Source organism: Clostridium taeniosporum (assembly GCF_001735765.2).
GTDB classification, from domain to species: Bacteria; Bacillota; Clostridia; order Clostridiales; family Clostridiaceae; genus Clostridium; species Clostridium taeniosporum.
The window spans coordinates 1,729,313-1,742,848 of the sequence record NZ_CP017253.2 but is presented as its reverse complement, the minus strand read 5'-3'; the positions used below and the strand labels follow the sequence as shown (position 1 = coordinate 1,742,848).

The window sequence follows — 13,536 nt, the reverse complement described above, 5'->3', positions numbered from 1 at the left end:
TTATAAGAATATAAGAAAGCACATAATGCTAACTATTTTCTAGCATATCGAATTATACAATGTTGATTGTATAATAGTGACATATTAGTAAAATTATATATTAAGTTTTTACCAGTTGATGCATAATAGAGAAAACACAAGAAAATATTTCATATTTTCTGATTGTGTTTTTACTTATTATGTTTTTTTTTATGTATAGAAAATTATAGAATTTAAAAATATATTTTTTAGAAAGTCTTAAGACTTTTAATCAAAACCTTCAATGGTAGCTTAGTAATTTTTTATTCATTAAACTTATAATAATTTCTTACAAAAAAAGGATAATCACATCTTTTGTAGAATTATATTTTAAGGAGGGTATAGTATTATGAAAGCAGTGAATATAATTGATTTAAATAACAGACAATATAGAAAATTAATTAGAGTGCAAAGAGACGCATATAGAAAAGCATTAAATTTTTGTATAAAAAATATAAAAGATATAGAAAAAGTTAAATTAATAGAAAAATATCTAGAAACAATGGATAAAGCTATAATTAATGAACTAGAAAAAATTAGAGTAGATAATGAAAGATATATAGATATATAGATAATCTTGTAAACGTTTTTGATAATAATGATTCATAATTAAAATGAAATTTTAATTTTATATAATATTAAAATAGATTAATGTAATTAATAAGAAATTAATTACATTAATCTATTTTTTATAAAATCTCATTTAAATAATTTGTTTACTATAAGTAATAAAAAATTTCAAAATTATCTAATAAGTTGAAAAAATTAATAAAATATAATATATGTTTATTATTTTAAAGATTAACTTTAATAAAGTGTACATATTATAAGAATAGTAATAAACTAATAGCCATTAATATCATTCCACTTACTAATCCATATATTGAAAGATGATGTTCACCATATTCCCTTGCAGAGGGAAGGAGTTCATCAAGTGATATAAAGACCATTATTCCAGCTACTGCTCCAAAAATAATACCTAATAGTGCATTACTAATAAAAGGTCTTAAGATTAAATATCCTATAATAGCTCCTAAGGGTTCTGATAGTCCAGAAAGAAATGAATATATAAAAGCTTTTTTCTTATCGCCAGTAGCATAATAAACAGGGACTGAAACTGCAATGCCTTCTGGTATATTATGAATAGCAATAGCTATTGCTATTGGAACAGCTATAGATGGAGATTGAAGTCCAGAAATAAATGTTGCAAGTCCTTCAGGAAAATTATGAATAGCAATAGCTATTGCAGTAAATAATCCTGTTCTTAATAGTTTTTTATTTGAATTAGCCTTATGAGAATTTAAATCTTCAATTTTATATATATCATGTGGATTTTCACCATTAGGAATTACTTTGTCAATAAGTCCTATAAGTAACATTCCTCCAAAAAATGATATTACAGTAAGCCAAGAACCTGTCTTTATTCCGAATTGAGCTGTAAGAGCATCTTTAGCTTTAAAAAATATCTCAATCATTGATACATAAATCATAACACCTGCTGAAAATCCTAAACTTATAGAAAGAAATTTTGTATTAGTTTTTTTAGCAAAAAAAGCAGCTGCACTTCCAATGCCTGTACATAAACCAGCAAAAAGAGTTAATGAGAAAGCAAATAAAATATCATTCAATATAATTCCTCCTTTGTAAAAATATACAATTAATAAACTGTATTTTATTAATTGATATTCAGTATCATTTATCTTTGTGCTTTTATTATAACTAATTAAATGTTATTAATCAATATAATTATATAACTTATTTAATTAATTAATAAAAATTATTAAAATTAAATAACGTATTAAATATTTTTTTACAATTATAAACTCAATTAGACAAAAATAGTTTCATACGAAGTAAAACTATGGTAAAATATTTAAAAATAATTAATTCTTATGATGGAATAATTTAAAATATTAGAAAAATATAAAGATTAAATTTTCTTTAGCAAATGTAGCTTGAATAAAAATGAAATTTTTACAAATATTAAAGGAATAAGGTGGTTTTACTGTTATGTCAAACTCTAAGGAAAATAACTTTTTAAAAACAGTTTTTTCTTTCTTAAAGTCCAAGGAAGGTTTAATTAGGCAAAATGAATTAAAGGATGATGAAGGAAATATAAATTGTTTATTAGAAAATAATAAATTACAAACAAAAACATGGAAAAAAGAGTACAACCCATTCAGAAGCATAGTATTATGGGGGTGGGACAATAATAATAATCCAAGTTTTCTTATACTTTATGGAAAACATGAATTTAAAAGTACAGAAAGTGATGGAGAATCTATAAACAATATTCTTGAAGATAAAGTTGAATATACTAGTTATGCAATTTTTAAAGGTAGTGAAGGGCATTTACCATCTTTCCAAGCAGTAAGAATTATAGAAGAAGATGGATACTATAATAGGAATAAAGATGAAGAATTTCCTAAAATGTATTATAAAACTGGAATTCATTATAGTTGGTATTGGAAAAGAGATGAAAATTATTTAGTTAAAGAATTTAAGAATTTAGAAGAAGGAAATAAAATTGTATTAGATTATTTTACAGAAATATCATATGAAGAATGTGTAGAGAAAATAGAATCATTAAATATAAATTTTTCTGGTTTTAAATTAGCTAAACATCCTAATGAAATTCTTAAATTAGATACAGAACATTATAAGTATTATTTAAATATCTACAATATGTTAAGTCATAAAAATCTTTATATGAGAAAAAAGAATTTAGCTCAATTAATTGAAAGCAATCCATCAAAAGAAATATATGATTTGATTTTGAAAATAGGAAGTACTGAAGTGATATCAGGATTACTTTTAGAACTTGTTAAACAAAAGAATCCATTATTAATAGAAGAAGCGAAAAAAATTATTTTGTCAGATATAAATTGGGGTGGAGAAAGTTATAGCAAGGGTGTAAAAAGATGTGCAAATATTTACATAAATTCATTAACTAAAGAACTAAAGAAGAATAGAGAAAGATCAATACGTGAGCATTTGCATGAAATGGATTTACATCTTATTCATATTAAGGGTAAAGATATTCCATCAAATAAAATACTTGAAGGTGCTAATTATAGAAAATATGCTGCTCAAGAGCTTTTAAAAGAATATTATGGAAGATATGATTATGAAAAGGGTGAGTGGGTAGAATCTAGATCGCCTAAGCGTTATAAAGTAGGACTTTATACTGATGGAGTAATGTTAGATACTATTGAACTTAAAAACACAATTCAAGAAGCAGAAGCTTATGGATTAGCAGATGTTATTGGGAAAATAGCTTATTATTTAGATGCTCCAAGATTAACTTATTATTTTAAAGGTACTGGAAAAGGAAAAGCGTTAAAATATTTTAAAAGATATATAAGAAAAATTATTGATTCTTATGCAAGAGATGATTACGAAAAATTTATGACAGCTATGAAATCTCTTTTAACAAGCTATACAAAATATGATTATGTATGTAAATTTCGTGGTAATTTTCAATTTAATGAGTTTATAAAACATTATTTATATTATGATTTTAAAGAAAAACCTCCTACTGGTTGGGATAATTGGTATGCTAGATATGAATGGATGTCAAATGACCAATTAATGAAACTTAAAGGTAGATATGAGTTCATGAAAGAAATATGGGACAACCACTTAGAAGATGTATTATATATTGCTATTAATTCAAATATTGATCATGTATTTAAAGCATGTTATTACATTTTAAAAGATTCTGAAAAAACTAATGAACTTATAAATAATATGTCTCATAAACAGTTGATTGATTTAACTCAGGTTTCTTATAAGCCTCTTGCAGATATGTTTAAAAAAATTCTTACAGAAAAGCTAACTAAAATCAATGAATTTGATTCAAAAATAATGATAGATTTGATTAATAGTGATAATGAATTTATTAATAATCTTGCAATTAGTTTCTTTAAGAGAACTAATGGTTTGTTTAAACCTAGTGATATAGTAGATTTAATGTTCTTAGATAATATTGAGAGATGGATAAGCTTATTTAAGGAGAATCTTCTTTCTTTAGATGAAGAGGGATATTCAAAATTTGTAAAAGCTATTATAGATAATTGTAATAGATTTAAACAGCATAATATTAGTTTATCTAAAGATGTTAGAGATTTACTTTCTCTTTCTACAAATAAGATTATAAATATTTCTCATGATGAAAAAGTAGATTTAATATTATACGTTATTTCATCAATATTTGAAAAATCTAATATGCCCGAATGGATGGAAGTATTTATAGAAGAAGGAATTTTCTCGATTTCATATGAAGAATTAGAAGATTTACTTAAGGAAATTAATATAGAAAACAAACAAAAAGCAATTTCATCAAGAAGTAGACAAGTTATTTCTCTTTTAGAAGCTATAAAAAATAATAAAATACCTTCTGATGCTCAATTTATAAGTATATTAGAGTCGGGAACATCTCAAATGATTAAAATGTTATTTGAAATTGTTATGAAAAATGATGAAGAGTTAAGTAAAAGATTTTCTACATTATTAATTATGTTTGAGTCTGATATAACTATACTTAATAAAAAAGCAGAAGAAGTTTTTGATAATATGATTAAGGAAGATAAAAAGAATTTACATGGTATGATAATTGATTCTCCAGTAAATAAAGTTTATTTGCTTGGACTTAGAAAGTTAGATGAAATTTATGGAGATTTACTTCCTAAAGAATTTATAATTCAAATGTTAGAGCATACTTCTAGTGATGTAAAAGCTTATATTTCTAATAAGACAAATGGAATACTTGATAATTTAGGTGATGGAGATGAAGAACTATTTATGTATTATGTAAAGACCTTAATATTCATTCCTAATAGAATTTCTAAGAGTAAAAATAATATATATGAAGCTATTCCTAAATTTGTTATTAAGCATAGAAATAAATTAAAAGAAATTGAGGAAATGTTATTAGATATTGGAGGTTCCAATATTATTATAGATTCAGAACGTGCACTTATTGCATTGGCTAAAATAAGAAAGGGGGATATGTGTCTTGAAAGTTAATTATGAATATGCAAGTCCATCAATGTGTGTAAATCAAGGGCAAGAAACAGTTTTAGGACTTAGTCCTGATCTTTCTAGAGATGAAAAGGTATCTTTTTTAGGTAAATTAAAGCATCCTCTTATTTTTAGAGATGCAATGCTTATGCTTCGTGAAATTGTTATTTCAGATATGAGCCAAAAAAAGAAAGAGAGAGTTGAATTTTTTGAATGGCTTGATGGAGAAATTGAAAGAAGAATTCTAAAACATGAACAATATTTACCTGAAGTTAGAGAAAATCTTAATAAGGATATGAATGTACTATTAGATGAAATAGAAGATAAAAATTCAGATATATTTAAATTAATTGATATTAAAAATAATCTTAAAAAAGAAATTGATAAACATGATATATGGAAAGATTATTATAAAATTGAAAAAGACTTTTGGAAATTTATAAAAGATAGGGATCTTGATCTTTGGTTTGTTTTAGATCCTGTAATAACAGTACATCCTGATCAAGTATCTTTTGAAGCGTTTTCTGTAGATGAGTCTACATATGGTTGTTTATCAATTGATATGGAAGAGTTTCAATTACTTCAAAAACCATCTTTAGGAACAACTAACATAGATTTTTCAGCTAAATTAGCTAAAGAAATTGAAAGATTTAGAACATATAGTGATGTACAGCTTTCTGTTAATCCTGAAGGATTTGGAGTAGAAAGTGGAGTAATGCCTGAACATATGGAGAAGAAAATAGATCTTCCTGAAACTTGGATAAAAGGATTCAATCAAGTTTCTTCTGCATCAAGTTTAGGTGGATTAGATATTGAGTTGTCGCCAATAGACATGTATGATATATGTTCATTTTTAAGAAGACATAAAGCTAAAAAAAGTCCAAGATATATGAAGTGGATATTAGAACCTAATAAACCAATTAAAATTGTCTTTGAACCTTTTAAAACTACTCTTACACTTAAAGCAATATATAGTGGCGAAAAGAAAAGAGAAGAGAAGCTATGGGGAAGAAGACGTTGGCTTGTTTTAGAAAAGATAATTCCTTTAGTTAAATCTTTTAAGGTAAGACTTCTTGGATTTGGAATGCCACAATTTATTATAGGAGATATGGGAACTATGAAGCTGACTATTGGGTTCTCATCATGGTCTTCTAATGATTGGGTTAAAGGAACAGCCTTTAATATTTTAGGTGGATTTATAGGTGATGGAAATTATGATAAAGTTTATAAATTACTAAAAGAAAAACGCTTTGCTTCAATGGAAAACATTTATGAAGACTTAAATGAAGATTCAAAGACTATTAATAAAGCAGGAATTGGTATGCTTTTAAGGCGTGGTGAAGGATACTATGATCCAATAAATGATACTATAAGATTTAGAAGATTATGCAATGAAGAGCTTCCAAATGAATTATATGAGACAACACCTATGGAACTAAAAGTTCAGGAGCATATAGATGAGGGAATGGACAAGTTTAGTGTAAGAATGACACAAGATAATGAATTTATTTTTAAACATTCACTAAAGACACCAAATCCTAAATACCAAAAGTGGAAATATTATAGAACAGATGATTTTAATAGAGAATTTGATTTAACAGAAACTTTATTGACAATAGATGAAGATGGGCAAATTTCAAAAGTTAAATGTAACTGTAGAGATTTTAATAAGGGACCTAGAAATATTTCAGCTCCTTGTTCACATATTTTAGCTTTATATATGATCTCTACAAAATTTTTAAGATTAAAATTGGAAATAAATAAAGAATACAAAATTAATGATATTATGGAGACGGTACTATGATGGAGAACCAAGAAAATAATATGAATAACAGAAAAAACTATAGCGAAGCTGTAAATACAATGGGTAAAAAGGAATTTACTCTTATAAAGATGCAGGAATATGGATTTTGGCCAAAAGATTTACCTACACCTTATGAAAGACAAGAAAACGAAACGAAAGAACAGTATAAGCAAAGAAAGAGCCTATTAGAAAAATATGAAAAGGTAATAGCTGAAATTGATAAGTTATATGAAGAAAAAGATAAAATTAATTCAAAACTAAGAGAGCTTCAAAAAAAGTATGATGAAACTTGGGATTACGAAAGAATTAGATTAGATGTATCTAAGGCTATTATGGAAGAGTCTATTAAGAGACGTGCTGAAAGAAAAAGACAAAGGGAGCTTGAAAAAGAACAGCGTTCTGAAGCGTGGAAAAAAGAAAAGGGAAATAAAATTGTATTTATCGGAAAAGGTTATTCTTCTTTACTTTACCATAAAGAAACTGATGAAAAGAAGTTATTATCGCAAGAATTACCTATTATAAAAGATGATAAAGAATTAGCTAATTTCCTTGGAATAGAATATAAACAATTAAGATTTTTAGTTTATCATAGAGATGTTATATCCATTGATAATTATCATAGATATACTATTCCTAAGAAAAAAGGGGGAGTTCGTAATATTGCAGCTCCTAAACCAATTTTAAAAAGTTCACAAAGAAGAATTTTAGAAGAGATTTTATCAAAAATTCCTACAAGTAATGATGCACATGGATTTTTAAAAGGAAAGTCAGTTGTTTCAGCAGCAAAGGTTCATATTAAAAAGCCAGAGTTACTTATTAATATTGATCTTGAAGATTTCTTCCCAACTATTACATTTGAAAGAGTAAGAGGAATGTTTAAATCTTTTGGATATTCAGGGTATGTTGCATCACTTTTAGCTATGATTTGTACATATTGTGAGCGTATGAAGGTAGAAGTTAGAGGAGAAGAAAAGTATGTTAAAACATCAAATAGAATTCTTCCTCAAGGTTCACCTGCAAGTCCTATGATTACAAATATTATTTGTGTAAAATTAGACAAAAGACTAAAAGGTCTTTCATCTAAATATGATTTTATTTATACAAGGTATGCAGATGATATGAGTTTTAGTTTTACAGCAGATATTAATGAGTTAAATGTTGGAAGTTTTATAGGATTAGTTTCAAAAATAGTCAAAGAAGAGGGATTTAATATAAATAAAGATAAAACAAAGTTTTTAAAGAAGAATAATCGTCAATGTATAACTGGTATAGTAATAAATAATGAAGAAATTGGAGTTCCTAAAAAGTGGATTAAAAGGTTAAGAGCTGCAATTTATAATGCTAATAAAGTTAAAAATAGTGGAGAAATTCCATCAGTTAAAGTTATAAATGAAATATCAGGTATGACATCATGGGTAAAAAGTGTTAATGAAGAAAGATATAAAGACATTATTAATGATGCTATGAATTTAATAAATAGTTAATTAGAAAATTTAGTTTTAAATGATTATAATAAAAGTTTTCAATTGGAAAAGATAAAAAATTAAGTTTTATGATATTTTGTTTAAGGATCTATTTAGCTAATTCATATTATTAAAGTGGATTTCAAATAAAAATTATAGAAAAAAGTAAAAAAATGTTGAAATTTAATTTTAAGTATGGTATACTTTAATAAGTAAGAGAAGTGAAAAATAAACATAGATTTCTTGGCCTTTATGCTATGGTGTTGCGCCATGGTGGAGATTTGTCAGATACACATCATTAGGTTGCGCGCAATTCGCTACGCTACCAATACTGTGCACATTAAAAATCGAGCCTTTGGTTATGTGACAGTATTGGTGCTACGCTGAAGTGTCACAACCAAATATAAGAATTGTTAGCAAGAAATCTATGTAGTTATAAAAAGATTATTTAGAATTAAGGACTTTCTATTTAAATATAGGAGGTCTTTTTTGTTTATGTTAAATAAAGAATTTAATAAAGTTAAGTTTAATAAGTAAAATGAAATATGCAAATAAAAGTATTCTAAAAGGTAAATAATATATTTATGCATATTATTAATATAAAATTAATTTAGATTCATAAAAAAAATTAAGCTTTAAAATGTACTTGATTTTTTTATATGAACTTAAAATTTATTAAAAAGTAAAGAAGAGGGTATTTCTATGAAAGTAATGACTTTTAATTTGAGATGTGATTTTTTCTTGGATTTTAATAATAGGTGGGATACAAGAAAAAAATTAGTTTTTGATATTATTAATAAATATAATTGTGACCTTATTGGAACACAAGAAGCAACAGAAAATATGTTTAAAGATATATATAATAATATTGATACATTTAATATTATAGGAAATCCTAGAAGCAAAAAGTTATTTTCAGAGAGAAATGATATTTTGGTTTCTAAAAGGCATAAAATAGATAATTATAAAACGTTTTGGTTACGTGATGATTATGAAAAGGCAGGAAGATCAAGATGGTATTCAATGTTTCCAAGAATTTGTACAACAGCCGTAATTGAATTGAGCAATGGAAAAAGAATAAGAATATGTAATTCTCATTTAGATTGTCTTTTTTACCATGCAAGATTATATGAACTAAAAAAAATTGCAGAATTTATAAAGAAAGAACAAGAAAAAGAGGAACTTCCGTTAATAATTATGGGAGATTTCAATTCTAAACCCAATAGTAAGCTTATTAAGGAATTTGCAAATGGTGATATTTTTAATAAAAGACTTATAGCAGTACAGGATCGAAATAAGGAATTATACAATAAAGCTACTATGGGACATTTTAAAAATAAAGAAAAGGGAGCACATATAGACTATATTTTTGTTTCAGAAGAATTTGAAATAGTTGATGTGGAAATAGTTAAATATAGTGTTAATGGTAAATATCCATCAGATCATTATCCATTAATGGCAGAAATAGATATCTAATAAGTAATTTATATTTATAAATAAAGTTTGTCCTTTTAAAATATCAGATTATATTTATAAAAGAGCAGACTTTATATTTTGAAAGTATTAATAGATATTGTTTATTATTCATGTCTACCTATTAAATTATGTAATACAAACAGATAAATATTAAATTGTAAAAGGCTATTGGATTAAATCTAATAGTTTTTTAATTATCTATATAGATATTTAAGGATTTAATGATAAATATAAGAATAAAAGTAATATTATAGAATAATGGCGAGAAAAGTATTATAATAAAAAAGATAATATATATTATAATGGGGGAATAATAATGAAAAGATTAGCAATTTTATCATTGATAGCTTTATTAATGACAGGATTAGTAGGATGTGGAGGAAACAATAAAAATCAAAGTACTGAATCTTCAAAAACAAAAATTGAAGATACTGCTAAGGAAAAAAGTAATAAACAAGAAAAGAAAGAGAAAATAAAAACAGTACAAATTGGTAACACAATCAGTAATGATTCAGCAGAAATTACTATTAATAAAATTGAATTTTCTTATGATGTTTTACCTGATGATACAAGTGGATTTTATACACATTATGCAGCAGAATCAGGAAAAGTTTACATTAATATAGATGTAGATGTAAAAAACATTCAAAAACAAGATTTACCATGTGATAAAATAATTAATGTGGAAGCTAACTATAATGATGGATATCAATATAAGGCACAACCAATAGTTGAAGATGCATCTACAGGTTTTACTTATGCCAATATTACAAGTATAACTCCATTAGAAACTAAAGGTATGAGATATTTAATTTCTTGTCCACAAGAGGTAGAAGAAACTCAAAATCCATTAGTAATAACTTTTAATTTAAATGGTGAAAAATATAATTATACTATTAGATAATAAATTATTATTTAGCACTTACAATTTTAAATTGCGAGTGCTATTTTAGTGTAAGTTTTTATTAATAAATGTATAGTTATATTAGAAAAACTTATAATATATTTAATAAAAAAATAAAGAGATTAATTTTAAGATTAGCAATAAGGAGATAATAACATATGACTAAAATTGTTAAAAGAGGATATGTACCTACTGACGAAAAAGAGTTTAATGAAAAATCAATTTTAAAATTACAAAAAGCTGGACAAGATTTATATTATCTTTTAAATCGAGGATATAATATAAAAAGTTCATCTGTATTTGTAGGAAATCATTATTTATTATCTGAAAGACAAAGATTGGCATTAGCAAGAGCTATTTCTCCAAAAGATAGTATTTCAGATAGAAAAGCTAAAGAAATTAAAGGTGATTTAAATGATACAATTGTAAACATCGATGGATTTAATACTATAATTACATTAGAAGTTGCTTTATCTAATTCACCTTTATTAAAATGCATGGATGAAACAATTAGAGATTTAGCAGGATTAAGAGGGACATATCGAATAATAGATAAAACTGAAATAGCAATTACGTTAATTGGGAAAATGCTAGAAAAAAATAAAGTGAGAAAAGCTATTTTTTATTTAGATTCACCAGTATCTAATTCTGGAAGACTAAAAGAAAAAATATTAGAATTATTAAATAGATTTAATTTTGATTTACAAGTTGAAAACATTAATAATGTTGATGCAACATTAGAAAAATTAGATAATGTTATAACCAGTGATGCTATTATTATTGACAAGTGCAAAAGTTGGATTAATCTAAACAAAAAAATTATAGATAAGAACATTAAAAATTATTCATATATTGACCTTTCTTTATTAAATACTTTATATAACTGAATTTTTAAGATACATAGAGTACTTATATATTTTCCCTAGTGAAAAGTATAATTATTATTAAATTATATGGGCATAATATTTATGAAGTAAATTATATCATCATAAGGAGGAATAGTGATGGAACATAAAAGAAAGACACTAAGTGGTAACAGTTCTATGACTTGGCTAACAAGATTAATATTAGTTGCGATTATCTTAGGAATAACATCATTTTTGACACCAGGATTTACTATTAATGGATTATGGTCATTTTTGATAGCAGCAGTTGTAATAACTATATCAGATTATGTAGTAGAAATGTTTATGGGAGTTGATGCATCACCTATGGGAAAAGGTGTAAAAGGATTTATAATTGCTGCAATAATAATATACCTAGCACAATTTATAGTACCAAATATGAGAGTATCTATGATTGGAGCATTATTGGCATCTCTAGTTATTGGGATTTTAGATGCAGTATTGCCAGGAAGAGTAATGTAAAAATAAATGTTATCTTTGTGAACAAAAAGAACTCTAGAAATGGAGTTCTTTTTTTAAAATAAATTTATTGATTGTAACATTTGTTACATAATTAATTGAAGAAAAAATGTATACTTACATTAAAGTAGAAAAAATAATTTGTTAAAAAATATTAATACCGTTTATATACAATAAAGATATTATAATAATTAGTATAATTTAAGCTAGGAGGAAAAGATATGAGTTTGTTTTTAGGAAAAATTCACTTTTGGTTGTTTAATAAGATTTTATGGTTTCAAGGATTAGAAGATGAAATAATTAATATTGCTAAAGATGAAGGAGTAGATGTTTTAAAACTAAAAAAAGAAATTGAAGGTAAGTATGGTGCTAAAACACCAAATAAACCTCTTGATGAAATTATCGATACAAGTAATATTCATGGATGGTTACAAGAAAAAATACATTCATCAGAAGGAAGAGTTGCAGCGTGGACTACTATATTAATAAATAACAATAAAAATGTAAAAGAAAAACTAGAAGAAGTTTATGTAAATCAAGGCATTAAGGCAGCATATGAAGTAAAAAAAGAAGGTATTACACTAAATAGTGCTGAAGATATATTTAATAAAGTAAATGATTATATATTAGATGGAATGCCATGTGATAGAGTAAATCAAATTATAATTAGTAATGAAGAGTGTATAGAATGGACTAGAAGAATTTGTGTACACAAAGAAATTTGGAATAAAGAAAATGGAGATGTAGATTATTTCTATTATTTAAGAAGTTTATGGATTAGAGCTTTTGTAAATGAAATAAATACTGAATTTAAGTATGTAGAAGAAAATACAGGTATAAAATCTATACGAAAAAAGTAAGATTTTTATAAAAATATAAATGTTATAAATAAGAGAAGAGGTTATTTATACAATAGGATAAAGATATTAATTTTAATCTAACAAAAAATTAATTAATTTAAATTTGAGATATATGGAGGAGACGTATGAAACTTGAGAGAAAAGAAGTAAAAGTTATAAATAAAAATGTTTCAAAGTTTATTAATATAGATAAAATCAAAGAAAGTAAAAAAATAATATCATCTAATGGAAAATTTAAAGCAATATATTTTAGTTTTGAAGAAAACAAGGGACTTCCAAATCATGTTCATAATGGATATGCAAGTATTTTTGTATATGAAGGGAATGTGAAAATGGAATTTGAAACAGGAGAAAAGATTGAATTAAATAAAGGTGATTTTATGCCATTTGATGCAAGAATAAAACATAATGTCATAGCAACTATAAAAAGTAAAGTGTTAGTTACAATATCAGAATAATTAAACAAATATACACATAATAAAAAATAAAACAAAAAGAAGTTGTTGCAAAATAAAATGCAACGACTTTTTAATTTTGAAAAATAAAGATGAAGTTTCTATAGGATGTAATGTTAACTTGACATTGAAACGTAGCAATAATATACTTATATGTAAGGTAAACATGA

Annotated in this window: 11 protein-coding genes; 10 read left to right on the top strand and 1 reads right to left on the bottom strand. The window is 24.9% G+C overall.

Going from position 1 to position 13,536, the window contains the following annotated elements; all coding sequences use genetic code 11:
* Positions 1–367: 367 nt before the first annotated feature.
* Positions 368–589, top strand: coding sequence for a hypothetical protein (locus BGI42_RS08065; protein ID WP_069679832.1), 222 nt, complete (start codon positions 368–370; stop codon positions 587–589).
* Positions 590–842: 253 nt separating this feature from the next.
* Here BGI42_RS08065 and zupT read toward each other — a convergent pair whose 3' ends face one another.
* Positions 843–1,646 carry a zinc transporter ZupT gene (zupT, locus tag BGI42_RS08060; RefSeq protein WP_069679831.1) on the bottom strand — a complete coding sequence of 268 codons (804 nt, stop codon included), beginning with the start codon at positions 1,644–1,646 and terminating at the stop codon, positions 843–845.
* A 382-nt stretch (positions 1,647–2,028) separates the two neighbouring features.
* Between zupT and BGI42_RS08055 the strand changes: the two genes are divergently transcribed.
* From BGI42_RS08055 to BGI42_RS08015, 9 genes are all read left to right on the top strand, one after another.
* Entirely contained in the window at positions 2,029–5,046 is a 3,018-nt protein-coding gene (locus BGI42_RS08055) for a hypothetical protein (RefSeq protein ID WP_069679830.1), read from the top strand.
* Complete coding sequence (locus tag BGI42_RS08050; protein WP_069679829.1) at positions 5,036–6,844, top strand: SWIM zinc finger family protein; 1,809 nt, start codon at positions 5,036–5,038, stop codon at positions 6,842–6,844. Before BGI42_RS08055 ends, BGI42_RS08050 begins: the two co-directional genes overlap by 11 nt.
* Positions 6,844–8,328, top strand: a complete 1,485-nt coding sequence (locus BGI42_RS08045; RefSeq protein ID WP_242984707.1) for a reverse transcriptase family protein — start codon at positions 6,844–6,846, stop codon at positions 8,326–8,328. Before BGI42_RS08050 ends, BGI42_RS08045 begins: the two co-directional genes overlap by 1 nt.
* A 681-nt stretch (positions 8,329–9,009) precedes the next feature.
* A complete protein-coding gene (locus BGI42_RS08040) occupies positions 9,010–9,783 on the top strand; it encodes an endonuclease/exonuclease/phosphatase family protein (protein ID WP_069679827.1) in 774 nt (257 codons plus the stop codon).
* Positions 9,784–10,099: 316 nt separating this feature from the next.
* Positions 10,100–10,687: a hypothetical protein gene (locus BGI42_RS08035; RefSeq protein WP_069679826.1), complete on the top strand. Its 588-nt coding sequence runs from the start codon at positions 10,100–10,102 to the stop codon at positions 10,685–10,687.
* A gap of 158 nt (positions 10,688–10,845) precedes the next feature.
* Entirely contained in the window at positions 10,846–11,574 is a 729-nt protein-coding gene (locus BGI42_RS08030; RefSeq protein WP_069679825.1) for a DUF434 domain-containing protein, read from the top strand.
* A gap of 117 nt (positions 11,575–11,691) precedes the next feature.
* Entirely contained in the window at positions 11,692–12,054 is a 363-nt protein-coding gene (locus BGI42_RS08025) for a phage holin family protein (RefSeq protein ID WP_069679824.1), read from the top strand.
* A gap of 218 nt (positions 12,055–12,272) precedes the next feature.
* Positions 12,273–12,911 (top strand): hypothetical protein, encoded by a 639-nt coding sequence (locus BGI42_RS08020; protein ID WP_069679823.1) that lies wholly within the window; start codon positions 12,273–12,275, stop codon positions 12,909–12,911.
* Positions 12,912–13,036: 125 nt separating this feature from the next.
* Complete coding sequence (locus BGI42_RS08015; RefSeq protein WP_069679822.1) at positions 13,037–13,369, top strand: cupin domain-containing protein; 333 nt, start codon at positions 13,037–13,039, stop codon at positions 13,367–13,369.
* The last annotated feature ends 167 nt before the right edge of the window (positions 13,370–13,536 follow it).

Excerpts from the sequence above, each read along its gene's own strand:
- BGI42_RS08065 (WP_069679832.1), top strand. The coding sequence starts at position 368 with ATGAAAGCAGTGAATATAATTGATTTAAATAACAGACAATATAGAAAA.
- BGI42_RS08055 (WP_069679830.1), top strand. The coding sequence starts at position 2,029 with ATGTCAAACTCTAAGGAAAATAACTTTTTAAAAACAGTTTTTTCTTTC.
- BGI42_RS08045 (WP_242984707.1), top strand. The coding sequence starts at position 6,844 with ATGGAGAACCAAGAAAATAATATGAATAACAGAAAAAACTATAGCGAA.
- BGI42_RS08040 (WP_069679827.1), top strand. The coding sequence starts at position 9,010 with ATGAAAGTAATGACTTTTAATTTGAGATGTGATTTTTTCTTGGATTTT.
- BGI42_RS08035 (WP_069679826.1), top strand. The coding sequence starts at position 10,100 with ATGAAAAGATTAGCAATTTTATCATTGATAGCTTTATTAATGACAGGA.
- BGI42_RS08030 (WP_069679825.1), top strand. The coding sequence starts at position 10,846 with ATGACTAAAATTGTTAAAAGAGGATATGTACCTACTGACGAAAAAGAG.
- BGI42_RS08025 (WP_069679824.1), top strand. The coding sequence starts at position 11,692 with ATGGAACATAAAAGAAAGACACTAAGTGGTAACAGTTCTATGACTTGG.
- BGI42_RS08020 (WP_069679823.1), top strand. The coding sequence starts at position 12,273 with ATGAGTTTGTTTTTAGGAAAAATTCACTTTTGGTTGTTTAATAAGATT.
- BGI42_RS08015 (WP_069679822.1), top strand. The coding sequence starts at position 13,037 with ATGAAACTTGAGAGAAAAGAAGTAAAAGTTATAAATAAAAATGTTTCA.